This window comes from Streptomyces manipurensis (assembly GCF_049570255.1).
Classification (GTDB): Bacteria; Actinomycetota; Actinomycetes; order Streptomycetales; family Streptomycetaceae; genus Streptomyces; species Streptomyces manipurensis.
Genome location: NZ_CP186950.1, coordinates 1,502,798 through 1,526,663 on the forward strand (window position 1 = coordinate 1,502,798; position 23,866 = coordinate 1,526,663).

The 23,866-nt window shown below is 73.6% G+C and carries 21 protein-coding genes and 5 tRNA genes; 10 read left to right on the forward strand and 16 right to left on the reverse strand.

Features of this window, described 5'->3' with window-relative positions; genetic code table 11:
• Positions 1–62 precede the first annotated feature (62 nt).
• Positions 63–557 carry a DsbA family protein gene (locus ACPU2J_RS06905; protein ID WP_399820805.1) on the forward strand — a complete coding sequence of 165 codons (495 nt, stop codon included), beginning with the start codon at positions 63–65 and terminating at the stop codon, positions 555–557.
• A 28-nt stretch (positions 558–585) separates the two neighbouring features.
• Here the strand turns inward: ACPU2J_RS06905 and ACPU2J_RS06910 are convergent, their stop codons facing one another.
• The 3 genes from ACPU2J_RS06910 to ACPU2J_RS06920 form a co-directional block, all read right to left on the reverse strand.
• Positions 586–1,428, reverse strand: a complete 843-nt coding sequence (locus tag ACPU2J_RS06910; protein WP_420081346.1) for a GNAT family N-acetyltransferase — start codon at positions 1,426–1,428, stop codon at positions 586–588.
• A gap of 91 nt (positions 1,429–1,519) precedes the next feature.
• Complete coding sequence (locus tag ACPU2J_RS06915) at positions 1,520–2,341, reverse strand: aminotransferase class IV (protein WP_361601441.1); 822 nt, start codon at positions 2,339–2,341, stop codon at positions 1,520–1,522.
• On the reverse strand, positions 2,338–3,420 hold the full coding sequence (locus tag ACPU2J_RS06920) for a chorismate-binding protein (RefSeq protein ID WP_361601438.1): 1,083 nt from the start codon (positions 3,418–3,420) through the stop codon (positions 2,338–2,340). Before ACPU2J_RS06920 ends, ACPU2J_RS06915 begins: the two co-directional genes overlap by 4 nt.
• 204 nt (positions 3,421–3,624) lie before the next feature.
• Here ACPU2J_RS06920 and ACPU2J_RS06925 point away from each other — a divergent pair.
• From ACPU2J_RS06925 to ACPU2J_RS06945, 5 genes are all read left to right on the forward strand, one after another.
• Positions 3,625–3,697, forward strand: a tRNA-Gly gene (locus ACPU2J_RS06925).
• A 39-nt stretch (positions 3,698–3,736) separates the two neighbouring features.
• A tRNA-Cys gene (locus tag ACPU2J_RS06930) sits at positions 3,737–3,810 on the forward strand.
• Position 3,811: 1 nt separating this feature from the next.
• Positions 3,812–3,883 (forward strand) — tRNA-Val (locus ACPU2J_RS06935).
• 19 nt (positions 3,884–3,902) lie between these two features.
• Positions 3,903–3,974, forward strand: a tRNA-Val gene (locus tag ACPU2J_RS06940).
• A 51-nt stretch (positions 3,975–4,025) separates the two neighbouring features.
• A tRNA-Val gene (locus ACPU2J_RS06945) sits at positions 4,026–4,097 on the forward strand.
• Positions 4,098–4,312: 215 nt separating this feature from the next.
• On the opposite strand, the gene ACPU2J_RS06950 is transcribed toward ACPU2J_RS06945, so the two are convergent.
• On the reverse strand, positions 4,313–4,522 hold the full coding sequence (locus ACPU2J_RS06950; RefSeq protein WP_389077720.1) for a hypothetical protein: 210 nt from the start codon (positions 4,520–4,522) through the stop codon (positions 4,313–4,315).
• A 521-nt stretch (positions 4,523–5,043) separates the two neighbouring features.
• Here ACPU2J_RS06950 and ACPU2J_RS06955 point away from each other — a divergent pair.
• On the forward strand, positions 5,044–6,270 hold the full coding sequence (locus ACPU2J_RS06955; RefSeq protein ID WP_361601435.1) for a serine/threonine-protein kinase: 1,227 nt from the start codon (positions 5,044–5,046) through the stop codon (positions 6,268–6,270).
• Between the two features lie 54 nt (positions 6,271–6,324).
• Here the strand turns inward: ACPU2J_RS06955 and ACPU2J_RS06960 are convergent, their stop codons facing one another.
• From ACPU2J_RS06960 to ACPU2J_RS06995, 8 genes are all read right to left on the reverse strand, one after another.
• Positions 6,325–7,137: a TrmH family RNA methyltransferase gene (locus ACPU2J_RS06960; RefSeq protein WP_361601432.1), complete on the reverse strand. Its 813-nt coding sequence runs from the start codon at positions 7,135–7,137 to the stop codon at positions 6,325–6,327.
• A 42-nt stretch (positions 7,138–7,179) separates the two neighbouring features.
• Complete coding sequence (gene cobA, locus ACPU2J_RS06965; RefSeq protein WP_420081343.1) at positions 7,180–8,415, reverse strand: uroporphyrinogen-III C-methyltransferase; 1,236 nt, start codon at positions 8,413–8,415, stop codon at positions 7,180–7,182.
• Between the two features lie 448 nt (positions 8,416–8,863).
• Positions 8,864–12,157 (reverse strand): nicotinate-nucleotide--dimethylbenzimidazole phosphoribosyltransferase, encoded by a 3,294-nt coding sequence (gene cobT, locus ACPU2J_RS06970; protein WP_423832958.1) that lies wholly within the window; start codon positions 12,155–12,157, stop codon positions 8,864–8,866.
• Between the two features lie 274 nt (positions 12,158–12,431).
• Positions 12,432–13,634, reverse strand: a complete 1,203-nt coding sequence (cbiE, locus tag ACPU2J_RS06975) for a precorrin-6y C5,15-methyltransferase (decarboxylating) subunit CbiE (RefSeq protein WP_361601423.1) — start codon at positions 13,632–13,634, stop codon at positions 12,432–12,434.
• A 67-nt stretch (positions 13,635–13,701) separates the two neighbouring features.
• Positions 13,702–14,409 carry a GNAT family N-acetyltransferase gene (locus ACPU2J_RS06980; RefSeq protein ID WP_420081341.1) on the reverse strand — a complete coding sequence of 236 codons (708 nt, stop codon included), beginning with the start codon at positions 14,407–14,409 and terminating at the stop codon, positions 13,702–13,704.
• Between the two features lie 234 nt (positions 14,410–14,643).
• A complete protein-coding gene (locus tag ACPU2J_RS06985) occupies positions 14,644–15,507 on the reverse strand; it encodes a MetQ/NlpA family ABC transporter substrate-binding protein (RefSeq protein ID WP_420081340.1) in 864 nt (287 codons plus the stop codon).
• Between the two features lie 108 nt (positions 15,508–15,615).
• On the reverse strand, positions 15,616–16,284 hold the full coding sequence (locus tag ACPU2J_RS06990) for a methionine ABC transporter permease (RefSeq protein WP_361601414.1): 669 nt from the start codon (positions 16,282–16,284) through the stop codon (positions 15,616–15,618).
• Positions 16,281–17,336, reverse strand: a complete 1,056-nt coding sequence (locus tag ACPU2J_RS06995; RefSeq protein ID WP_361601411.1) for a methionine ABC transporter ATP-binding protein — start codon at positions 17,334–17,336, stop codon at positions 16,281–16,283. Before ACPU2J_RS06995 ends, ACPU2J_RS06990 begins: the two co-directional genes overlap by 4 nt.
• A 638-nt stretch (positions 17,337–17,974) precedes the next feature.
• Between ACPU2J_RS06995 and ACPU2J_RS07000 the strand changes: the two genes are divergently transcribed.
• The gene (locus ACPU2J_RS07000; protein ID WP_420081339.1) at positions 17,975–18,343 is read left to right on the forward strand and encodes a hypothetical protein; all 369 of its coding nucleotides are present in this window, start codon (positions 17,975–17,977) and stop codon (positions 18,341–18,343) included.
• The gene (locus ACPU2J_RS07005) at positions 18,336–18,758 is read left to right on the forward strand and encodes a hypothetical protein (RefSeq protein WP_365136527.1); all 423 of its coding nucleotides are present in this window, start codon (positions 18,336–18,338) and stop codon (positions 18,756–18,758) included. The genes ACPU2J_RS07000 and ACPU2J_RS07005 overlap by 8 nt, the downstream gene beginning before the upstream one ends.
• 45 nt (positions 18,759–18,803) lie before the next feature.
• On the opposite strand, the gene ACPU2J_RS07010 is transcribed toward ACPU2J_RS07005, so the two are convergent.
• The 3 genes from ACPU2J_RS07010 to ACPU2J_RS07020 all read right to left on the reverse strand — a co-directional run bounded on the left by ACPU2J_RS07010 (position 18,804) and on the right by ACPU2J_RS07020 (position 21,169).
• Positions 18,804–19,310, reverse strand: coding sequence for a GNAT family N-acetyltransferase (locus ACPU2J_RS07010; protein ID WP_420081338.1), 507 nt, complete (start codon positions 19,308–19,310; stop codon positions 18,804–18,806).
• Positions 19,311–19,347: 37 nt separating this feature from the next.
• Positions 19,348–19,926 (reverse strand): RNA polymerase sigma factor, encoded by a 579-nt coding sequence (locus ACPU2J_RS07015; RefSeq protein WP_365493153.1) that lies wholly within the window; start codon positions 19,924–19,926, stop codon positions 19,348–19,350.
• Between the two features lie 73 nt (positions 19,927–19,999).
• A complete protein-coding gene (locus ACPU2J_RS07020) occupies positions 20,000–21,169 on the reverse strand; it encodes a glycerophosphodiester phosphodiesterase (RefSeq protein WP_420081337.1) in 1,170 nt (389 codons plus the stop codon).
• Between the two features lie 298 nt (positions 21,170–21,467).
• Here ACPU2J_RS07020 and ACPU2J_RS07025 point away from each other — a divergent pair, with 298 nt between their 5' ends.
• Positions 21,468–22,097, forward strand: a complete 630-nt coding sequence (locus ACPU2J_RS07025; protein WP_361601393.1) for a lysophospholipid acyltransferase family protein — start codon at positions 21,468–21,470, stop codon at positions 22,095–22,097.
• 21 nt (positions 22,098–22,118) lie between these two features.
• On the opposite strand, the gene ACPU2J_RS07030 is transcribed toward ACPU2J_RS07025, so the two are convergent.
• Positions 22,119–23,594: a membrane-associated oxidoreductase gene (locus ACPU2J_RS07030; RefSeq protein WP_423832959.1), complete on the reverse strand. Its 1,476-nt coding sequence runs from the start codon at positions 23,592–23,594 to the stop codon at positions 22,119–22,121.
• Positions 23,595–23,866 lie beyond the last annotated feature (272 nt).

Genomic DNA, 23,866 nt, shown 5'->3' on the forward strand with positions numbered 1-23,866 from the left:
GGGTCGGCCCTCCTCCCCAGGTCCCGGTCGGTGCGGCGGGCGGGGGCTGGGAGACTGTCCGTATGACCGATTCCGTGATCCTCGACGTCTGGTGCGAACTCCAGTGCCCGGACTGCCACAGCGCGCTCGACGACGTGCGCGCCCTGCGGGCCCGCTACGGCGACCGGCTGGACGTCCGGCTGCGCCACTTCCCCCTGGAGAAGCACAAGCACGCGTTCGCCGCGGCGCAGGCGGCCGAGGAGGCGGTGGAGCAGGGACAGGGCTGGCCCTACGCCGAGGCGGTCCTCGCGCGCACCGCCGAGCTGGGCGAGCGTGGCGAGGCCGTGCTCCTGGACGTCGCCCGGGAACTGGGCCTCGACGTCGAGGAGTTCGACACCGCGCTGATCGACGGGCGGCACATCCTGATCGTCGACGCGGACCAGGCCGAGGGCAAGGCGATCGGCGTGACGGGCACGCCGACGTACGTGATCGACGGGCAGCGCCTCGACGGGGGCAAGAGCCAGGAGGGCCTGCGCGCCCGGATCGAGGAGATCGCGGACCGGCTGCTCGGGGCCTGACCGGCCCGGCCGGGGGGCCGTCCTCCGATCAGATCAGCTCCTTCGTCGCGTTGACCGCCGTGTCCCGGTACCCGAGGGACTCGTAGAGCCGGCGGGCCGGGGTGTTGCCCTCGGCCACGTGCAGGGCGAGGTGCCGGGCGCCGGCCTCCAGGGCGGTGCGCTCGGCCAGCAGCATCAGCGACCTGCCGTGCCCCCGGCCGCGGTGCGCGGGGTCCACGGCGACGTCGTAGACGTACGGGACCGGGCCGAGGCCGGGCAGGTCCCGCCGCCCCGTCCACACCGAGCCGAGGACGGTGCCGTCGGAGGCCTCCAGGAGCTGGAAGGACTGCTCCGGGGTGTCCGCCCCGTCGGGCAGCAGCCGGGCGTGCTCGGCCCGGGAGGCGGCCAGGCCCTGCTCGGCGGTCATGCCGGGCGCGGTGGTCCTCGGCGCGTACCCGACGACGGCGGTCTCCAGCCAGGTGTCGAACTCGGCCGGGGTCATCGGCCTTCCGGTGGTGCCCGGCGCGGGGGCGGGCGGCTCCTCCCCCAGTTCCTTGACCATGACCCGGCCGGTCTCCCGGTAGCCGAGCGCGGCGGCCAGCCGCAGCGCCGGCCCGGCGTCGGCGGGCACCGTCACGGCGATCCCGGTGCAGCGCCAGGAGCGCAGCACCTCCTCGGCGGCGAGGGCGGCGACCGTGCCGCGTCCGCGGCGGCGGTCGGGTTCGTCGATCCGGAGTGCCCGGATCACCCCGAGTCCCGGCCGGTCCGCGGATCGCGTGGCCAGTTCGAGGCTGCCGACGCGACGGCTGTTGACGCGGACCTCGTAGGTCCGCGACCGGGTGCCGTCGCCGTGCTGCTGGAGCGGCTGCGCGGGCCGCAGGGTGGTGGTCATCACTGTGAGTTCTACCTGCCCCGCGGCCCCGCGTCACCGGTGTGCGCGGACTTCGGCGCTCCGCTCGCCGCGGGACCCCGGGCAGCGGGCCTCAGGGATCGATGTCGGCGGCGGCCTTCACCTCGAAGATCCGCATGACCTCGGCCGTGACCGGTCCGGGGGCGCTGCCGAGCTCCCGGCCGTCGAGCCGCAGGACGGCCTGGGCGTCGCGCAGGGAGGAGGTCAGGAACACCTCCTCCGCGCGTTCCAGCACGTCGAAGGGCAGGTCGGTCTCCTTGGCACCGGCCCATTCCACGACGAGGGCGCGGGTGATCCCGGCCAGGCAGCCGGACTCCAGGGGCGGGGTGTGCAGTTCCCCGTCGAGGACGACGAAGACGTTGGAGCCGGTGCCCTCGCAGAGCCGGCCGGCGGTGTTGGCCATCAGCGCCTCGGAGGCGCCTTCCCGCTGGGCGGCGGCGAGGGCGACGACGTTCTCCGCGTACGAGGTGGACTTCAGGCCCGCCACGGCGGAGCGTTCGTTGCGCACCCAGGGCACCGTCACCGCGGCCGTGGTGTCCGGCCGGGGGTCGGACGCGACGACGGCGGCGATCAGCGTGGTCCCGGCGTCCCCGCGGTCGGAGCCGAGGGGGGCGACCCCGCCGGTGTAGGTGACGCGCAGCCGGCCGTGCTCGACCGGGTTGGCCTCCAGGACGGCCGCGCAGGCCCGGCGCACCTCGTCGAGGTCGGGGTCCGGGAGGCCGAGGCCCCGGGCGGAGCGGGTCAGCCGGTCCAGGTGGCGGGTGAGGGCGAAGGCCTTGCCGTGCCGGGCCTTCAGCGTCTCGAAGACGCCGTCGCCCACGGTCAGCCCGTGGTCGAAGACGGACACCCTGGCGCTGTCCGCGTCCCGCAGCTCTCCGTCGAGCCAGATCCTCATGCCGTGGTCCTTCCGGTGGTGCCGTCCGCTCCCTGGGGGCGGATCTCCTGGTGGCCGGCGGCCACCCGCAGCAGGCGGGCGGCCTTCAGTTCGGTCTCGGCCCATTCGCGGTCGGGGTCGGAGCCCCAGGTGATGCCCGCTCCGGTGCCGAAGAGCAGGCGCGGGCCGCCGGACGCCGAGCGGTCGATCCAGAACGTACGGATCCCGACGGCGAGCTCGCCCGTGCCCCGGTCCGCGTCGACCCAGCCGATGCCGCCGCAGTACGGGCCGCGCGGGGCGGTCTCCAGCGCTTCGATGATCCGCAGGGCGGAGGACTTGGGCGCGCCCGTAACGGAGCCGGGCGGGAAGGTGGCGGCGAGCAGCTCGGGCCAGCCGGCGCCGGCGGAGAGTTCACCGCTGACGGTGGAGACGAGGTGGACCAGGCCCGGGTGCTCCTCGACGGCGCACAGGGCGGGCACGGTGACGGAGCCCGTCGCGCAGACCCGGCCGAGGTCGTTGCGGACGAGGTCCACGATCATCACGTTCTCGGCGTGGTCCTTGGGGAGCAGGTCCGCGGCCGTGCGGCCGGTGCCCTTGATGGGTCCGGACTCGACGTGGCGGCCGGCGCGGCGCAGGTACAGCTCGGGCGAGGCGGTGGCGATCTCCACGCCGTGGGCCACGAGCCGAATCGTTCCCGCGAAGGGTGCCGGGTTGCCGCGCGCGAGGAGCGCGGTGAGGGCGTCGACGTCGGCGTGCTCCGGTCGGGGCAGCGGCGCGGACAGCACCCGGCAGAGGTTGGCCTGGTAGACCTCGCCGGCGGCGATGTGCTCGCGGATGCGGCGTACGCCCGCGACGTACGCCGCCCGGTCGAGCGAGGAGGTCCAGTGGTCGGCGTCGGGGCCGTGCCAGGCGCCGGGGACCGGCGCGGGGACGGGGTCGGGCCGTACGTCCCCGAAACGCGCGCAGACGAGGCGCCCTTCGAAATCGGCCGCCACGGCCCAGAAGCCGGTGGAGTCGAGGGCGGCGGGATCACTGGTGACATCCCGCAGGTCGGTCGCGAGGAGGCCGCCGAAGCGGGCCATGGGGGGCAGGTCGTGCACGGCTGCGAGTCTATGACCGGCGGCGCGCGGGCGCCGGTGCGGTCGGTCCGCGGGCGCCGGTCGCGGTGACGCCGGGGTGACCTGTGGTGATCGAGCGGCAGCACGCTGCGGAAACGCGTTTTTGAGCTGGCCCGGGAATCCGCTAGAGTTCAACACGTCGCCAGGGAGCGAAGGGGGAAAACCCCGGAGCGAACAAGGTGACCTGCGGACGTAGCTCAGTTGGTAGAGCACCACCTTGCCAAGGTGGATGTCGCGAGTTCGAGTCTCGTCGTCCGCTCGAAGTGGGGGATCTTCCCGAGAACCCCTGCAGCTCCATGGTGGAGTGGCCGAGAGGCGAGGCAACGGCCTGCAAAGCCGTCTACACGGGTTCAAATCCCGTCTCCACCTCCAAGGACGATTAGCTCAGCGGGAGAGCGCTTCCCTGACACGGAAGAGGTCACTGGTTCAATCCCAGTATCGTCCACTGATCCGCGAGGATCCCCGCGCGATTAGCTCAGCGGGAGAGCGCTTCCCTGACACGGAAGAGGTCACTGGTTCAATCCCAGTATCGCGCACGCAGTATCCGCACCACCTGCACGACCTGCGGCTTCCGAGCCGTGGAGCCCGCGCGATTAGCTCAGCGGGAGAGCGCTTCCCTGACACGGAAGAGGTCACTGGTTCAATCCCAGTATCGCGCACAGTCCGGAAGCCCCGGCCGTCCATCGGCCGGGGCTTCCGCGTTCCCCCCGCAGGTCCCACGTCGGGAAGCCCCACGTCAAAAAGGGTGCTGCCCGTGCGACTCCCCAGTCGCACGGGCAGCACCCTTCACCTGCCGTCCGTCGCTCCCCCGTCCCCACGGGGTGCTCAGGCCGATGTCCCGGTCCGGACCGCTCTCCCGGACCCGGGGCGCCGCTCAGCGCCCCGGCATCATGCCCACGGACGACGCCTGCGCCGCCAGCTGCTCGAACCCCCCGAAGAGGAAGAGCAGCAGGGCGGCCAGGGGGAGGACCATCGCCGCCGCCACCAGCGGGTGGCGGGTGCCGGACTCATGGCTGTTGAACGCGAAGGCCTTGCGTCCCTGCCGTGCGATGTCCGCCATGGTCCTCTCCCTGTCGTCTGGCAGCGGCGGGCTTTTGACCTCGGGGGACGAGTGCGCCACCCGCCGCTTGACCTCAACCCTAGGCGGGCGGGCGGCACGGGTCCTCATGCCCTCGTACCCATTGCCGGGCCTCCAGGAGGATGACGGCGACCGCGTGGCGTACTCCCCTGGGTGGAGACCTCTCCCCCGCAGTGGGGGTCATCCCGGAGGGGATGACCGGAGGGTGGTGACTTCCCTCACTTTCGTCACTCCCTGTTCGCACGTGTCCGCACAACGGGAACCCGCATGATCGACTCGGCCCCGCGGGGCCCCGTGCCGCCCCGCGCGCGCCCCCGGGCCGACCCCGGAGTCCAATCCCCTTGACCGGAAGGCCGTTTGGGCCGGACACCCCGCCGGGCCGGGCTCCCGGGCCGGTCCGCTGAGACTCCCTCAAGTGTGCTGCGCCGCACAGACAATCGAATCCTGCGGCGAGGGCGCGGCCTCTGAGCACGCATGCCGGATCGTCCGTAAGCTGTGCCAGGTCAACAGGACGAGCGGCCGGCGGGGTGGACATGGCGATGATGCGGCTCCGGCGCGAGGACCCGCGTGTCGTCGGCTCGTTCAGACTGCACAGGCGGCTCGGCGCCGGCGGCATGGGTGTGGTCTATCTGGGGTCCGACCGGCGCGGGCAGCGCGTCGCACTCAAGGTGATCCGCCCCGATCTGGCCGAGGACCAGGAGTTCCGCTCCCGGTTCGCCCGCGAGGTGTCCGCAGCCCGGCGGATCCGCGGGGGCTGCACGGCCCGCCTGGTGGCCGCGGACCTGGAGGCCGAGCGGCCGTGGTTCGCCACCCAGTACGTCCCCGGGCCCTCGCTGCACGACAAGGTGGCCGAGGAGGGCCCCCTGACGGCCGCGCAGATCGCCGCCGTCGGCGCCGCCCTCTCCGAGGGGCTGGTCGCCGTGCACGAGGCGGGAGTGGTCCACCGGGACCTGAAGCCCTCGAACATCCTGCTGTCGCCGAAGGGCCCCCGGATCATCGACTTCGGGATCGCCTGGGCCACCGGCGCGAGCACCCTCACCCACGTGGGCACGGCCGTGGGCTCCCCCGGCTTCCTCGCCCCCGAGCAGGTGCGCGGCGCCGCCGTCACCCCGGCCACCGACGTCTTCGCCCTCGGCGCCACCCTGGCCTACGCGGCCACCGCCGACTCCCCCTTCGGGCACGGGAGTTCCGAGGTCATGCTGTACCGCGTGGTCCACGAGGAACCGCACCTGCAGGGCGTTCCGGACGCCCTGGCCCCTCTCGTACGGGCCTGCCTGGCCAAGGACCCCGAGGAGCGGCCCAGCACCCTCCAGCTGTCGATGCGGCTCAAGGAGATCGCGGCCCGCGAGGCCCAGGGGCTGTCGGACGGCCGCCCGCCGGCCCAGCGCGCGCGGACCGACCGGCCCACGGGGCGGCTCCCCGAGGCGGCCGGACGCACCGGGGGCGTGGACCACGCGGAGCAGCGCACGGAGCGGCGTACGGGCGGCGGCAGCGCCCCCCGGCCGCAGGGCGGCCCCGGCTCCGTCGGCGGGCCGCAGTCGCGGCCGTCCTCGCCGCGCAATCCGCGCAGCCAGGGCGGTCCTTCGTCGCGCCCCACGGCGGGCCGTACGGGCGGACGCCCGGCTCCCCGGACGACGGGTACGGGCCGCCGGCCCTCCCGGCCGGACCCCCGGCTGCTGCGCCAGCGGCTGATCGTGTTCGTGGTGGTCACGCTGATCGTGGCCCTGGGCATCGCGGCGGCCCAGAAGCTCTAGGCCGGGAGCGGCGGCCGCCGGCCACGGCGGGCCGACGGCCGGGGCCCGCCCGGGCTAGGAGCGGCCCTGGGCCACCGCGTAGAAGGCGACGGCGGCGGCCGCGCCCACGTTCAGCGAGTCCACCCCGTGGGCCATCGGGATGCGGACCCACTCGTCGGCGGCGACCAGCGCCTGCGTGGAGAGCCCGTCGCCCTCGGCCCCGAGCATCAGCGCGACCCGTTCCAGGGACTGCGGGGCCGCCACGTCGATGGGCGAGGCCTTCTCGTGCGGGGTGAGGGCGAGCAGCTTGAAGCCCGCCTCGCGGACCGAGTCCAGGCTCTTGGGCCAGGCCTCCAGACGGGCGTAGGGCACGGAGAACACCGCCCCCATGGAGACCTTCACCGACCGGCGGTAGAGCGGGTCGGCGCAGTCCGGCGACAGCAGCACGGCGTCCATGCCGAGGGCCGCGGCGCTGCGGAAGATCGCGCCGATGTTGGTGTGGTCGTTGACCGCTTCCATGACCGCCACGCGGCGGGTCGTGGCCAGCAGCTCCTCGGCCGTCGGCAGCGGCTTGCGCTGCATGGAGGCCAGGGCGCCGCGGTGCACGTGGTAGCCGGTGACCCGCTCGGCGAGGTCGGGGCTGACGGCGTAGACCGGCGCCGGGAGCTCGTCGATGACGTCGCGCATGACGTCGACCCACTTGGCGGAGAGCAGCATCGAGCGCATCTCGTACCCGGCGTCCTTGGCGCGTCTGATGACCTTCTCGCCCTCGGCGATGAAGAGGCCCTCGGCGGGCTCGCGGCGGCGCCGGAGTTCGACGTCGGTCAGGCCCGTGTAGTCGCGCAGGCGGGGGTCGTCGGGGTCGTCGATGGTGATGAGATCAGCCACAGGGTGATACTGCCTTGTCCTGGGTGCGGTGCCAACGGCCTGTCAGGCGCCGGTGGCGGGGAGCTGCGCGGTTCCGACGCGGACGACCTCGCCGATGACGATGACCGCGGGAGGGCGGACCTCCTCGGCGCGGACCCGCTCGGCGACGGTGGCCAGGGTGGCGTCGACCCGGCGCTGAGCGGCCGTGGTGCCCTCCTGGACGACGGCGACGGGGGTGTCGGCGGACCGGCCGTGCCGGACCAGGGCCTCGGCGATCAGGCCGATCTTGTCGACGCCCATGAGGACCACCAGGGTCCCGGTGAGCTTGGCGAGGGAGGCCCAGTCCACGAGGGAACGCGGGTCGTCCGGGCCGACGTGTCCGCTGACCACGGTGAACTCGTGGGCCACGCCCCGGTGCGTGACCGGGATGCCGACGGCCGCGGGCACCGAGATCGAGCTGGAGATGCCGGGCACCACCGTGCAGGGGATGCCCTCGGCCGCGAGCGCCTGGAGCTCCTCCATCCCCCGCCCGAAGACGTACGGGTCCCCGCCCTTGAGCCGGACGACGGCCTTGCCGGCCTTGGCGTGCTCGATGAGCGCGTTGTTGATGGCCTCCTGGGCCATGAACCGGCCGTACGGGATCTTCGCCGCGTCGATGACCTCGACGTGCGGGGGCAGCTCGTCGAGCAGGTCGCGGGGGCCGAGCCGGTCGGCGATGACCACGTCGGCCTCGGCGAGCAGCCGGCGGCCGCGCACGGTGATCAGGTCCGGGTCGCCGGGACCGCCGCCGACGAGCGCGACGCCGGGGGCCGAGCGGTGGCGGTGGCCGGGGGCGGTGAGGGTGCCGTCGCGCAGGCCCTCGACGACGGCGTCGCGGACGGCCGCGGAACGGCGCGGGTCGTTGCCGGTGAGCACGGCGACGGTGACGCCCTCGACGCGGCCGGTGGCCGGGGTCCACGCGGTGGCCGCGGAGGCGTCGTCGGCCCGCACGCACCAGACGCGCTCCCGCTCGGCCTCGGCGGAGGCCAGCTCGTTGGCGTCCCGGTTCTGGGTGGCGATCAGCGCGTACCAGGCTCCGGCGAGGTCGCCGTCCTGGTAGCGGCGGCGCTCCCAGCGGATCTCGCCGGTCTCCGCCATGGCGTCCACGGAGGGGGTGGCGGAGGGCGACACGAGCAGGACGTCGGCGCCCGCGGCGACCAGTGCCGGGAGGCGGCGCTGGGCGACCTGGCCACCGCCGATGACGACGACGCGGCGGCCGGCGAGGCGGAGACCGACGGGGTAGGCGGGGTGTTCGGCCATTGCGGTGCGGCTCCTGGGGGCGGCGGTGCGTTCGTGCCGCTGCGACGGCGGAGCGGCGGTGTACTGACGTGCGGGTTCTTGGTGCGGGTCCACCATACGGCGCGGGCCGTCCCGCAGCGCGGACGGGGGCGTGCGGGGGGCTGTGCAGGGCTGCGGGGTACCGATCCGGCCGGAGGCGGGACGGGGCGAACCGGGGCGGGCCGGCTCGTACCGGGGAGGCCGTCGGGCGGGGTGCGGCAGGATCCGGCCGCGGGCGGTGATGGCTTCGGGGTGGGGAGGGGTCCCCCGGGATCTCTCCTCGGCTCGCGAACCCCGAGCCGGACCGGTCCGGCGCCCGGCGGTGGGTTCGCCCGGCCTGCGGGGAGACCCCGGTGTGCCCCCGCCCCACGGCAGTGCGCATCGGCGGCCCGCGCCGTTCCTGAGGAAGGGGCGCGGGCCGGTGGGCGGGCTACTTCTCGGTGACGCCCGCCGAGTCGAACGTGGCGACCTCGTGCATCGCGCGGGCGGCGCTCTGCACCAGCGGGAGGGCCAGCAGGGCGCCCGTGCCCTCGCCGAGGCGGAGGTCGAGGTCGACCAGGGGGCGCAGGCCCAGCTTGTTCAGGGCCGCCACGTGGCCCGGCTCGGCGCTGCGGTGGCCCGCGATGCACGCCGACAGGGACTCGGGCGCGATGGCGCGGGCCACCAGGGCGGCCGCACCGGCGCTGACGCCGTCCAGGATCACCGGGGTGCGCAGCGAGGCGCCGCCGAGGAGGAGCCCGACGATGGCCGCGTGCTCCAGGCCGCCGATGGCCGCGAGGACGCCGATCGGGTCCGCCGGGTCCGGCTGGTGGAGTTCGAGGGCGCGGCGGACGACGTCGACCTTGCGGGCGTGGGTCTCGTCGTTGATGCCCGTGCCGCGGCCGGTGACCTCGGACGGGTCGACGCCGGTGAAGACGGAGATCAGGGCGGCCGAGACGGTGGTGTTCGCGATGCCCATCTCGCCGGTGAGGAGGGCCTTGTTGCCGGCCGCGACCAGGTCGCGGGCCGTCTCGATGCCCACCTCGATGGCGGCGACGGCCTCCTCGCGGGTCATCGCCGGGCCGGTGGAGAGATCGGCCGTGCCGGGGCGGACCTTGCGGGGCAGCAGGCCGGGGGTGGCCGGGAGGTCGCCCGCGACGCCGACGTCGATCACGCAGACCTCGGCGCCCACCTGGTTGGCGAAGGCGTTGCAGACCGCACCGCCGCCCAGGAAGTTGGCGACCATCTGCGTGGTGACCTCCTGGGGCCACGGGGTGACGCCCTGGGCGTGGACCCCGTGGTCGCCCGCGAAGATCGCCACGGCGGCGGGCTCCGGGATCGGCGGCGGACAGACCCGGGAGAGGCCCGCGAGCTGGGCGGAGATGATCTCCAGCATGCCGAGGGCCCCGGCGGGCTTGGTCATGCGCTTCTGCCGCTCCCAGGCCTCGCCGAGCGCCTTCGCGTCGAGCGGGCGGATGCTGGCGACCGTTTCGGAGAGCAGGTCGTGCGGCTCCTCGCCGGGCAGCGCGCGGCGGCCGTACGTCTCCTCGTGCACGACCCAGGAGAGCGGGCGGCGCTGGGACCAGCCGGCCTGGGCCAGCTCGGGCTCCTCCGGGAACTCGTCGACGTACCCGACGCACAGGTAGGCGACGACCTCCAGGTGCTCGGGCAGGCCGAGCTCGCGGACCATCTCGCGCTCGTCGAAGAAGCTGACCCAGCCGACGCCGAGGCCTTCGGCGCGCGCGGCGAGCCAGAGGTTCTCGACGGCGAGGGCCGAGGAGTACGGGGCCATCTGCGGCTGGGTGTGCCGGCCGAGGGTGTGGCGGCCGCCGCGGGTGGGGTCGGCGGTGACGACGATGTTCACCGGGGTGTCGAGGATGGCCTCGATCTTGAGTTCCTTGAACTGCTTGGCCCGGCCCTTGGGCAGCGACTTGGCATAGGCCTCGCGCTGGCGCTGGGCGAGCTCGTGCATCGTCCGGCGGGTCTCGGCGGAGCGGATGACGACGAAGTCCCAGGGCTGCGAGTGGCCGACGCTGGGCGCGGTGTGGGCCGCCTCCAGGACACGGAGCAGCACCTCGTGCGGGATCGGGTCGGTCCGGAAGCCCTTGCGGATGTCGCGGCGCTCGCGCATGACGCGCAGGACGGCCTCGCGCTCGGCGTCGTCGTAGCCGGGGGCCGGCTCGCCCGGGGAGGGCTCGGCGGTCTCGGCGGGGGCCACGGGCTCGGCAGCGGCGGGCGCGTCGGCCGGCTCCGGCTGTGCGGCCTCGGGCTGCGACGGCTCGGGAAGAGCGGGCTCCGGCTGTACGGGCTCCACCACGACGGCCTCGGCCGCGGGCACCGGCTCGGGCTGCGCCTCGGCCGGGACGGCCGTCTCGGCGGGAGCGACGGGGGCGGCGGACTCGGTGGGCACCTGCGCGGCCTCGGCCGGCTGCGGAGCCTCGGCCGGGGCGGCCGGGGCGGGCTGCGCCGACTCGGCGGGGGCCACCGGCTCGGGCTGCTCCTCGGCCGGGGCCTCGGCCTGGACGGCGACCGGCTCCGGCTCGGCGGCGGGCGCGGGGACGGGCTCGAAGAGCTCCGGGGCGGCCTCGGCGGGCTCCGCCGGCGCAGCGGGCTCGGCGGCGGCGACCGGCTCGGCGGGAGCCTGCTCGGCGGCGACCGGCTCGGGACCGGCGGGGATCGGCTCGGCGGCCGCCCGCACGGGCTCGGCGGTCTCGGCGGCCGGGGCCGTCTCCTGCGCCGGGACGGGCTCGGCCGGGGCGGGCTCGGCCGGAACGGGCTGCTCGGGCTGCTCGGGCTGGGCGGCCTCCGGCTGGGCCGGCTGCTCGGGCTGGCTCGGGGCTTCGGGCTGGCTCGGGGCCTCGGGCTGGGCCGGAGCCTCGGGCTGGACCACCGTTTCTGCGGCGGCGGGCGCGGCGGGCGGCTGCTCCTGCTGCTGCTCGGCGGCGGGCTGCACGGGCTCGGCGGCCGGCACCGCGGCCGCCGGGTCGGGCGTCCACGGGGCTCCGGCCTGCAGCGGGATCTCACCGAGCTGGGCGGGGGCCTCGGGGGCCTCGGCGGCCTCCGTACGGGGTGCGTCGAGGTACTCGGGGCCCGGGGCGAGGGGACCGGCCTGGTGGAGGGGGGCCACAGGCTGGGCCACCGGCTGGGCGCCGAGCGGGGCGACCGTCACGGGGGCCGGTGCGGGCGCCGCGGCCGGGCCGCGGTCCGCGAGGGAGCGCACCACGCCGCCGGTGGCGTCGGGCACGGGCGGGCCCATGTGCAGCGGGCGGCGGGCGGGGGCCGGGGGTGCCGCCGGGGCGGCGGGCGCCGCCGGGGGCGGCACGACGAGGCCGCCGAGGTCGAGGGCGCCGGAGTCGCGGCCGCCCGCCTCGTGCGCGCCCGCGCTGTAGGAGTCGGCGAAGGAGGGTTGTGGGAACTCCTGGTAACCGGCGGGCTCGGGGTAGGCCTGCTGGGCGGCCGGGTAGCCGGGCTCGGCGCCGAAGGGGGCGTCGGCGTACGTCTGCGGCTCGACGGGGAAGGCGGGGACCTGCGGGACGACCTGGGGGTCGCTCCAGGAGCCCTGGGCGCTCGGCATGAGCAGCAGTTCCTCGTCCTCGGGCTCGGCCGGGTCGTCCACGAGGTCCTGGAAGGCGTAGCCCGTGGACATCGGTGCCTGCATCGGGACCGGGGCGGGCACGCCCTGCTGATCCACCATGCCCGTGTTGTCCGGGTGACCCTCGCCCGGGACCCGGCCGGTGTCAGTCATGCGTACCCCTCGCCCATCGGTGTTGCCTCTTCGTTCGCCCGGGGGCCCACGAGGCCGACGGGCGGTCCGCCGTGCCGGATCCCGGTGCGACGTACTCGTCCCACCTGCACCTGCACGACAACCACTAAGCATTGTCGCGCCCGTTAGCGATCGTGGCGGCCATAACCACCACGGTCCACTGTGGACTGCGCCACGTCGCGCGTCCGAGCGGTGTCGCCATGCCCCGAATCGTCCGGACAGTACGACGATCGGCCAGCCTACCCCCGCCCCGGTCTCACCGGTTCACAGGGCGCTGACCTGCCAGGAGGAACACCACGGAACGGTCCTGTTCCGCCCAGGTGCGGGTGTCCAGGCCGACGGACTGGAGCAGTGCGCATTCGACGGCGTAACCGTGTTCGGTCAGTACCCGGCCGATGGCCTCCGCCTCGTCGCGGGTGGAGGCGTGGCTGACGATGCGTTCGGGGCGGCGGTCGGCGACGGCGGCGACCACCTCGGCTCCGCCGCCGCCCACGCGGACCACGTCCGGTTCGGGCAGTCGCTCCAGTACGTGGGGGGCGCGTCCGGCGACGGCCTGGAGCTGTACTCCGCGGGCGCGGGCGGCGGCAGTTGCGCGCTCCAGGGCGGCCGGGTCGGCGTCGACCGCGATGACGGCGGCGCCGAGGGCGGCGGCGTCCACGGCGATGCCGCCGGATCCCGTGCCGATGTCCCAGACGAGGTCGCCGGTGCGCGGTCCCAGCCGGGCCAGTTGGGCGGCGCGCAGCAGGCCCGACTCCCCCTCCCCCGCGTCGGCCTGCGGGCGGGCCCAGCCGCGCTCGGCGGACAGGGCCGGGCTCTGGCCGAGGAGCCAGCCCGGGTCGGCGGAGAGGGTCTGGCCGCTGCCGCCGATGACGATGACGACGTTCGGGTCGCGCCAGCTGTGGTCGGCCGCCTTGTCGGAGGTGAGGACGCTCACCTGCTCCCGGTCCGTGCCGAGTTCCTCGCAGACCACGAAGGTGCGGTGGACCCCGTCGAGGAGCAGGGCGAGTTCGGCGGGACCGGCGCCGGGCGAGGTGAGCACGGCGACCTTCGGGTGGGCGCGGCAGACGTTGACGGCGCGGCGCAGAGTGCGGGGGTGCGCGACGACGACCCGGGCGTCGTCCCAGGGCATGCCGGCGCGGGCGAAGGCCGCGGCCACGGAGGAGACGGCGGGGACGACCTCGACCTCCAGGCCGTGCTCGGGGGCGCGCAGGGTGCGGACGACTCCGAAGAAGCCGGGGTCCCCGTCGGCGAGGACCACGGCGGTACCGCGATGGCCGGCGATGCGGCGGGCGGCGAGGCCGAGGCTGCCGAGGCGGATGCGTTCGGCCGCGGGCGGGATCTCGGGGAGGGCGAGGTGGTGGGCGGCACCGGCCACGAGGGTGGCGGCGGACAGCGCGGACCGGGCGGCCGCGGTGAGGGGCGAACCGTCCCAGCCGATCACCGTGACCCGGTCGGCCATGGTCGTCAGTCTCCTGGGGTGGGGCGGGCGGGAGGGGCGGGCACGGTGAGACTACCGGGTGACCGGTTCACTTCCGGTCGGCGCCCACGGGGTGGCCGGTCGCGTCGGGGCGCAGGCCGAAGGGGCTGCCGGGGGCGTGCCCGGCGGGGGTGGTGTAACTGTCGTAGCCGCCGTACGCGTCGAAGCCGTCGGCCTCGTCGAGGTCCTCGGGCAGCAGGCTCCAGACGATCAGGTCGGTGCGGGCGTCGGTCCAGGAGCCGTCGGCGGTCTGCGTGCGCACGATCCAGGCGTTGCGCAGGACGCCTTCGCTGATGCAGCCGATCTTCTGGGCCACTTGCTGGGAGGCGGTGTTGTCGGCCGCGGTGCGCAGTTCGAGGCGCTCGAAGCCCTGTTCGCGGAAGAGCCACTGGGCGACGGCGAGCACGGACTCGCTGGCGTAGCCCTCGCCGCGGGCCCAGGGGGCGGTGACGTAGCCCGCTTCGGTGGAACGGGTGCGCCAGTTGGTGTTCTTGAGGCGGACGATGCCGACAAGGCGCTGGGTGAGGAACTCGGTGACGGCGAAGACGATGCCGCGGCCCTCGGTGCGTTCGGTGTGGGCGTTCCGGGTGGCCCAGCGGTGGCCGTCGGCGCGGGTGTAGGGGTGGGGCGCGGAGGACCAGGCGGTGACGTTCTCGTCGTTCATCATCTCGGTGAGCGCGGTGACGTCGTCTTCCTCGAAGGGGCGCAGCACCAGCCGGTCCGTGCTGATGGTGACGTCCGGGAAGGTGGTAGTCATGCGCAGCTCCATGCCTGAGAACGTGGTGCGACCGTGGTGCGAGGCGACCGTCGGGCGGGGTCCTGGCGTGCCGGACCGTTCATGCGGGTCGTAGGCCACAGCATGCAGCATCGGCCGGGGGATGTGCAGGGCCGGGTTGCCCGGGAACGGGCAGAACTCGGCCCCGCGCGCCGTCAGGGGCGTACGGGGCCGAGATGCATGACCGTCCGGGCCCGGTGGTGCCGGGCGGCGGGGTCAGGAGGCGGGGGTGCCGAAGGCCGGGACGACCGAGCCCTGGTACTTCTCCTCGATGAACTTCTTGACCTCGTCGGAGTTCAGGAGCTTGGCGAGCTTCTGGATCCGCGGGTCGTTCTGGTTGCCGTCCTTGACCGCGAGGAAGTTGGCGTAGGGGTTGCCCTCGGCCTTCTCCAGGGCGATGGCGTCCTTGGCGGGCGCCAGGTCGGCCTCCAGGGCGTAGTTGCCGTTGATGACGGCGGCGTCCACGTCGTTCAGGGCGCGCGGGACCGTGGCGGCCTCCAGCTCCTTGAACTCCAGGCCCTTCTTGTCGGTGATGTCGGACAGCTTGGCGGCCGTGCCGACGCCTTCCTTCAGGGTGATCAGGTTGTTGGCGGCCAGCAGCTGGAGCGCGCGGCCCTCGTTGGTGGTGTCGTTGGGGACGGCGATGGTCTGACCGGGCTTGATGTCGGTCAGGGCCTTGGCCTTCTTGGAGTAGAGGCCGAGGGGCTCCAGGTGCACGTTCGCGACGGGCACGACGTGGGTGCCGTTCTTCTTGTTGAAGTCGTCGAGGTACGGCTTGTGCTGGAAGTAGTTGCCGTCGACCTGGCCCTGCTCGGTGGCGGTGTTGGGCAGGACGTAGTCCGTGAACTCCTTCACCTCCAGCTTGAGGCCTTCCTTGGCCGCGAGCTTGTCCTTGACGAAGTTCAGGATGTCGGCGTGGGGGCTCGGGGACGCCGCGATGACGAGCGGCTTGCTCTCGTCGGCCTTGCCGCCGTCCGCCTTGACGGAGGACGGGTCCGAGGAGCTGCCGCAGGCGGTGAGGCCCAGGGTCAGCGCGGTGGCGGTGGCGGCGAGGGCGGTGAGCTTGATGTTCTTACGCACGAAGAGTGCCTTTCTTGCGGAACAAGTACGGAGGACTTGCTGGTGGTGGCCCAAGCACGACAAGTGCGGGCTCTGGGGGAAATCGGGGGGGGGGGCGGTCCGGCGGTGTCAGGCCGTCCGGCCGCGGCGGGCCAGGAGGCGCACGACGCCGTCGCCGATCAGCTGGACCACGGTGACGAGGACGATCAGGACCACGACGGTGGCCACCATGAAGCCGGTCTCGAAGCGCTGGAAGCCGTAGGTGATGGCCTTGGAGCCGAGGCCTTCGCCGCCGACGGCGCCCGCCATGGCGGAGTAGCCGACGAGGGTGATGACGGTGGTCGTCACTCCGGCGACGAGCGAGGGCAGGGCCTGGGGCAGGAGCACCTTGCCGACCAGGGTGGGTACGCCGCCGCCCATGGACTCGACGGCCTCGACGAGACCGTGGTCCACCTCGCGGACGGCGGTCTCGACAAGCCGGGCGAAGAAGGGGATGGCACCGATGGCGAGCGGCACGATCATGGCGGTGGGGCCGATGAAGGTGCCGACCACGGCCGTGGTGACAGGGATCAGGAAGATCAGCAGGATGATGAACGGCAGCGAGCGGCCTATGTTCACGATCACGCCGAGCACCTTGTTCAGCGGCTGGTTCTGCAGCAGTCCGCCCTTGTCGGTGAGGACCAGCAGGATGCCGATGGGCAGTCCGCCGAGCACGGTCACCAGGGTGGACCACAGCACCATGTAGAGGGTGTCGTACGTGCCCTGGGTGAGCAGGGGCTGCATCTCGGACCAGGTCATTTGGCACCGTCCTTGGCCAGTTCGGCCAGTTCGGCCAGTTCGTTGTCGATCTCGTCCACGACGTCGACCTGGAGGCCCTGCTCGCGCAGGAAGCCCACGGGCACGACGTTGTCCTCGTAGCGGCCGGGCAGTTCGATGCGCATGCGGCCGATCAGCCGGCCGGCGACGGTGTCCATCGCGGCGCCGAGGATCGAGATGTCGATGTTGTACGTGCGGGAGAGCTGGGAGATGACCGGCTGGGCGGCGGCCTCGCCGTGGAAGGTGACGTCGACGACCGTGCGGTCGGGGCCCGAGGCGGCGCCGGTGACCGGGAAGAGCTCGCCGGCGAGCTCGGAGCCGGGGGTGGCGAGCAGCTCGGCGACGGTGCCGGACTCGACGATGCGGCCCTTCTTCATCAGGGCGGCCGAGTCGCAGACGGTCTTGACGACGTCCATCTCGTGCGTGATGAGGAGCACGGTGAGGCCGAGCTGCTGGTTGAGGTCGCGCAGCAGCTTCAGGATGGAGCGGGTGGTCTCGGGGTCGAGGGCGCTGGTGGCCTCGTCGGAGAGCAGCACCTTGGGGTCGCCGGCCAGGGCCCGGGCGATGCCGACGCGCTGCTTCTGCCCGCCGGAGAGCTGGGTGGGGTAGGCCTTGGCCTTGTCGGCGAGGCCGACCAGGTCGAGGAGTTCGAGGGCCTTGCGGGAGCGCTCGCGGCCGGAGACGCCGAGGATCTCCAGGGGCAGTTCGACGTTGGCCTGGACGGTGCGCGAGGACAGCAGGTTGAAGTGCTGGAAGACCATGCCGATGCGGCTGCGGGCCTCGCGGAGCTCCTTGCCCGCGCGGCGGCCCCGGCCGGCGAGCGCGGTGAGGTCGACGCCGTCGACGTGCACGGTGCCGGTGGTGGGTCGCTCCAGCAGGTTCACGCAGCGGATGAGGGAGGACTTGCCCGCGCCGCTCTGGCCGATGACGCCGTAGACCTCTCCCGGCCGGACGTGGAGGTCGACGCCGTCCAGGGCGGTGACCTCGCGGCCACGGGACTGGTAGACCTTCGTGAGGCCCGATGTGGTGATCACAGGAATTCCGTCGCTGTCGAGTGCGCGGCGCAGCGGGGTGCCGGCACGGGGCAAACATCTGGGGACGCGATACGGGACGAACCGTCAGAAATCGATGGTCTCTACGCATGCGCGGGGCAGCAGTGGGCCGAGCTGTTCATCAGCTGGTGACGTACTTGCGCGGCTGGTCCCGCTTCGGGGCGCGGGACTCAGGAAGGGGCCCTCAGAAGGCGCACATTCGACACATACAACGAGCACCGGGCGTCGTGGTCGCCTCGGTCGCAAGGGTGCGGCTGCTCGTCGTGGTCATGGGCCCCAGTAAAGCAGACACATCCCGTCACCGATCAAAGTTGTCCGGATAGCGGACGCATTTCGGCCGCATACCGGACACCGCAGGTCACCACCGGCACCCTGTCCCACGCCCGCGTCCCCGTACCTGACCTGCGCCGACGCCACCGGAAGGGCACCAGGCGAGGTGGTCTCGGGATGGCCCGTCAGGGGGTCCTTTGTGGTCAAGACCACGGCGTCCGGAGCGCTGCCCGGCCGGGGGCTCACGGACCCGCGCCCGGGCCGGCCCCGGCCCGTCGGCCGGGGCTCCGCAGGCGCCCCTCCCCAGGGGCGCGCACAGCGGCCCGCCGGGCCCGTAATACCCTCGCTGCATGCTCGACGCCCTGACGGTCGCCATCGGCGTGGCCGCTCTCGCCCTCGCCGCCTGGTGCGCCCACGCCGCCTGGCGGGACCAGCCGACCAAGGACTGGCACTTCATCGGCATGGCCGTCGTGACCGTGCTGGTCCTGGCCCAGCTGGTGATCGGACTGGTCCGGCTGGCCCGGGGGGAGAAGCCCGACGAGGGCTCGGTGATCTTCGTGGCGTACCTGCTCGGCGCCTTCGCCGCGGTACCGGCCGCCGGGCTGCTCTCGCTGACCGAGCGGACCAAGTGGGGCTCGGTGACGGTGGCCGCGGGCGCGGTCGTCCTCGCCGTCCTCGAGGTACGGCTCTACGACATCTGGGGAACCACCGGTGCCTGACGCTGACACGACCACCGCCACCCCCACCGGGCGCAAGCGGCTCGTCTCCGGGCCCGGACTGCTGCTGGTGTGGCTGTACGGGGTCATGGTGGTGGGCGCGGTGTCGCGTTCGGCCTACCAGATCTCCACCGAGTTCGACCGGGCCCCGCTGGCCTACTCGCTGTCCGCCGTGGCGGCACTGGCGTACGCGTTCATCACGTACTCGCTGGTGCGCGGCGGGGAGACCGCCCGCAAGGCGGCGCTGGTGTGCTGCGCGGTGGAGCTGGCGGGCGTACTGGCCGTGGGCACGTGGACCGTGCTGCGGCCCGATTCCTTCCCGGACACGACCGTGTGGTCCGAGTTCGGCATGGGCTACCTGTTCATCCCGGTGATCCTCCCGGTCACCGGGATGCTCTGGCTCCGGGCGAAGCGCTGACCCGGCCCTGATCAGGCCGGGTCCCGCCGGGTCCGGCGACCGGTCCTAGGCGCTGACCGCAAAATCGGTCGGGTCCTTGGCTTCCTTCTCCAGGATCACCAGCTGCACGCCGTCGGACGCCGTGCGGCCGCCGACCCGGACGTAGCCGGCCTTGCGGTAGAGGCGCAGGTTGGACTCGCTCTTGTGGCCGGTGTGCAGGCGGAAGCGGGTGGCGATGCCGGGACCGGCGAGGGCCTGCTCCACCGAGCGCAGCAGGCGGGCGCCGAGCCCGTGGCCCTGCAGGCGGGGGTGGACGCACAGCTTGGCGATCTTCGCCGTGCCGTCCTCGTCGACGCTGCCGCGCACGGTGCCGACCACCTCGTCGCCGAGCCGGGCGACCAGGACGGTGTCGGTCGCGAGCTCCCCCTTGAGGGAGTCGAGGGACTGGGTGAGCGGCTGGATGAGGTAGTTGCCGTACAGCTCGGCCTCGCGCTGGAAGGCCAGGTACTGCAGTTTGAAGATCTGCTCGGCGTCCTCGGCAGTCGCCGCCGAAATGGTCACGCTCATGCCCATGTGCGCATGCCTCCAGCTCACCTGGTAGCCCGTTGGTCTACCGCTCCTTTCCCCGAAGGTCAGGAGCCGCAACCTCTGCCGCGAGCATTCTGCGCAGACATCCCAGGCAACGGGAACGCACGGGCCCTAAACTTCCTTGTGAGATACCCAACTCTCCTGCGATTTCACGGTAGGTGAGGTCTCTGGGCGAAAGAAGTGCCTTCATGAGCTCCGGGCAGCGTCCGGGCAACCGGGCGACGGCCGATCGGAGGGCCCGGTTGTCCTCCCCGTTCAGCAGGGCGTGTTCCGGCTGCCGGCCGGCGTCGTCGGCACCGCCCCCGCCACCGGCCCGGTCTCCCGGCTCCCCGGGGTGCCGGCGCCGGCCGTAGGGGATCTCCCGCCGGGCGCGGCGCCGGGCCCGGCGGGCCTCGGCCCGGACGGCCCGGCGCAGCCAGCGCGCCGGTTCGGCGGGGTCCTCCGGGTCGGGGGCGCGGCGGCCGCTCTCCAGCAGCCTGACCCAGACGGCTTGTTCGAGGTCCGCGGCGTCCATGCCGGCGCCCGGTGCTTCCGCCGCCGCCTCCGCGGAGAGCAGCGGGCCCAGTTCGCTGACGAGATCGGGGTCCTTCAACAGGTCCATGCCGGGCGGGACGTGCGCGCCGGGGGCGGCGGTTTCACGTCCGCCGCCGGCCCACTCGTTCGGGAAGGTGCGCCTAGCGGTTGACGGGGCGGCGGCCCGGACGGAAGGCCTCCGCCGCGTACAGCCCGGTGTCGGGGTTGTCGGTGAAGATCCCGTCGATGCCCTGCTCGAAGTAGGTGCGGAAGGCGCCGAGGGCGTCCCCGTACCCGGCCGGATCGGTGCCCCTGCGGTACTCGGCCGGCAGGAAGGTGTTCTCGTTGCGCGCGGTATAGGGGTGCAGCAGCAGTCCGCGGGCGTGGGCGTCCCTGACCAGGGTGGTCGGCCGGCCCAGCCGGCCGTCGGCGTCCCGCGGCAGGATCAGGTCCATGGTCGGGCCGATGCCCTGGGCGAAGCCCGCGATCCACTTCAGGCCCTCGGGCCTGACCAGGTCCGCGACCGTGCGCGGGTCGCCGGCCTGCTCGAAGTCCCAGGGGCGGCTGCCGGCCGCGGACAGCAGGACGACGCGGGGCGCCGCGACCAGCCGGGAGAGCCGCTGGATGCTGGAGGGCTCGAAGGACTGGAGGAAGACCGCGGCGTTGCGGCCGTCGCGGCCGTACCGGCGCAGCAGCCGGGCCAGGGGCTCCTCCAGGCCGAGGCCGAGGCCGCGGAAGTAGCTGGGGTGCTTGGTCTCGACGTGCAGCCAGACCCGGCGGCCGCGGCGCCGGCCCTCGCGGTCGGCCCAGCGGAGCACCTCCTCGAAGGTGGGCACGGCCCACTGGCCGTCGTAGAGGGTGTTGCGCTGGCGGACGGCCGGGATGCGTTCCTTCGCGCGCAGGGTCCGCAGTTCGGCGAGGGTGAAGTCCTCGGTGAACCAGCCGGTGACGGAGACGCCGTCCACGGTCCTCGTCGTGCGCCGCGAGGCGAAGGCGGGGTGGTCGGCGACGTCGGTGGTCCCGCCGATCTCGTTCTCGTGGCGGCACACGAGGTGGCCGTCGCGGGTGGGCACCAGGTCCTGTTCGACGACGTCCGCGCCCAGGTCGAGGGCGAGCTGGTAGGAGCCGAGCGTGTGCTCGGGCCGGTAGCCGCTGGCGCCGCGGTGCCCGATGACGGTGGGGTACGGGAGGTCCCGGTAGCCGCCGTCACCGTCCGCTCCGCCGTCGCCCGCGGCGGCGGCCGGCACCGCCGAGAGCCCGGTGATGCCCGTCCCGGCCACGAGCGCGGCCGCCCCCAGGACCGTGCGCCGCGCTGCCCCACCCTGCGTCATGAGTGCCACTCCTCGTCATGGAGGCCCTACGGGCCGTGATGGTCGTGATCGGCGTGCCGATGGTAGGCAAACCCGGGTGTCCGCGGGGGGTGCGCGGGAGGCACGGGCGGAGAACTTGGCGAAAACGCGCGTCAACAATGCGTATCCGACACGTGAACCCGATGTGCGCTCGGAGCGGACCCGCGAGTATCGTCCTCACCTGCGCCCCTGCCGTCGGTCGGGGCGCGCGCCGCTTTTCGATGCCGGAGGGCCCACGTTGTTCCGTACGAAGCTCATCAAAGCCACTGTCGGACCGGTCATGCGCATGATGTTCCGCACCCGTGTGGAGGGCATCGAGAACATCCCCGGCTCCGGTCCGGTGATCCTGGCGGGCAACCACCTCACCTTCATCGACTCGATGATCCTTCCGCTGGTGTGCGACCGCACGGTCCACTTCATCGGCAAGGACGAGTACGTGACGGGCAAGGGCCTCAAGGGCCGCGCCATGGCCTGGTTCTTCACGGGCGCGGGGATGATCCCCGTCGACCGCGACGGGGCCAACGGCGGCGTCGCCGCGCTGATGACGGGCCGCCGGATCCTCGAGGAAGGCAAGATCTTCGGGATCTACCCGGAGGGCACCCGCTCCCCCGACGGCCGCCTCTACCGGGGCCGTACCGGCATCGCCCGCCTCACCCTGATGACGGGCGCCCCGGTGGTGCCGTTCGCGATGATCGGCACGGACAAGCTGCAGCCAGGCGGCGCCGGCATGCCGCGTCCGGGCCGGGTCACCGTCCGCTTCGGCGAGCCGATGGAGTTCTCCCGCTACGAGGGCATGGACCGCGACCGCTACGTGCTGCGGGCCGTCACCGACTCCGTGATGGCCGAGGTCATGCGCCTGTCGGGCCAGGAGTACGTCGACATGTACGCGACCAAGGCGAAGGCGGCCTAGCCCTCACCGCCGGCGCAGCCCTCACTGGCGGCGCAGGGACCGGCTGACGCCCGCCGCCGTGGTGGTGGCGAGGATCCAGCCGGTCACGATCAGCAGGTACGACAGCCACTGGTACCAGCCGGCCGGGGCGTAGGCGGCCTCCTGCCCGAAGCCGATGATCGGCAGCATCAGGTCGATGGTGTAGAAGACGGCGTTGAAGTCGGGGGCCTCCCCCGCCTTGAGCGGCCGCGGCGGGGTGAGCGCGTAGGCGACGGTGCCGGTCAGCAGGAGCGCGACCAGCCAGCCGGTGGCCCGCAGCGGCCGGAAGCCGTATCCGACGGTGGCGTCCTGGAGCAGTCCCCAGACCCGCGCGTGCCGGGGCAGGGTGCGCCGGTGGCGGCGCAGTTTGGCGAGCATGACCGTGCGTGCCGCCGCCTCGTCGCCGGCGGTGCGGTAGGCCGCGGCGAGCTGTTCGTAGGCGTATGGGAGGTAGCCGGACTCCTCGCGTTCCAGGGCGGGCAGCCGCTCCTCGGCGGGCAGGTGGGGGGCGAGGGTGCGGTAGGTCAGCCCGTCGATGCCGATGCGCGCGGGCCAGGTCTCGGGCCGCACGTGCAGCAGGTCGAGCTGGGAGCGGCGCAGGTTCATCGTTCCCTCGACGGTCTCGCAGCCCTTGAGCCACAGCTCGCCGACCACGCAGCTGGAGGCCCTCAGGGCGAAGCCGTCGGGGTGGGAGAACGAGGCGCGGCTGAGGTGGAGCTGCCCGGGTATCCGGGATCCGGTGAGGTTGACCATGCCGCGGGCCTCCATCCGGTGGGCCCGCAGGTCCGTGCCGACGGTCAGGGTCTCGGCGTGCAGGGCGATGCCCCCGGGGGCGAGCAGCCGGGCCCGGTCCAGGCTGACCTGGCCGCCGACGACGGCCCCGTTGAGGCGCAGCTGGCCGTGGACGGTGAGGTCGTTGGCGATGATGTCGGTGCCGATCTCGGCGTGGTTGAGCTGGAGGGCGGGCTCGTCCGCCTCCTCGCCGGCCGCGGGTCCGATGACGGCGCCCTGGAGGAAGAGGCCGCCCGACAGGCGGGCGCCGGCCAGGCGGACCGGGCCGCTGATGCGGCAGCAGCTGAGGCGGACGACGATGTCGACGCGGAGGTTGCCGGCCGTCATGCCCGGCAGGGTGGAGTAGCCGAGGACGAGGGCGCGGAGCTGGGCCCCGTACAGCAGCGGTTTGCGTTCGAACCAGCAGTCGCGCATCCGGATCGCGTGGTCGACGACCGCGTAGCGCAGGTCGAGCTTGCCGACGATCCTCGCGCCCTTGATCTTCAGTCCGGCGACGTGGCCCTCCACCGCCGGGGCGGCGCCCAGCAGGATGGCCCGCAGCACCTCGGCGCGCACCGTGCGCTGAGGTCCCCAGCCGGCTCCGTCGACGGAGCTGTCCTCCGGGTGCTCGCGGAAGTCGACGCCGTCGCCGCGCGGGAAGGCTTCCCAGATGCGGCGTTCGGCCGGGGTCAGGTCGTTGATCTCCATCGACTGGGATGGTGTCCCGGTGTTCGACGGACTGTCAACTCCGTTCGCGGAGGGACCCCTTGCGCCGGAGCGGCCGGATGCCGCCCCGGCCCGAACGCTCCCCCAGCGAAAGAATCTTCCAGCCCGGGCGCGTCGCAACGCCTCCCGACCAGTTCGAGAACATACACGGCGTGTTGGCCCGATGAAGGCCGATCAGCGTGGATGGCCACAAAAGGCCGGAAGATCATGTGATGTCTGAATCGCTACGGCACGGAAGTGCCTGCGGAGGGAGG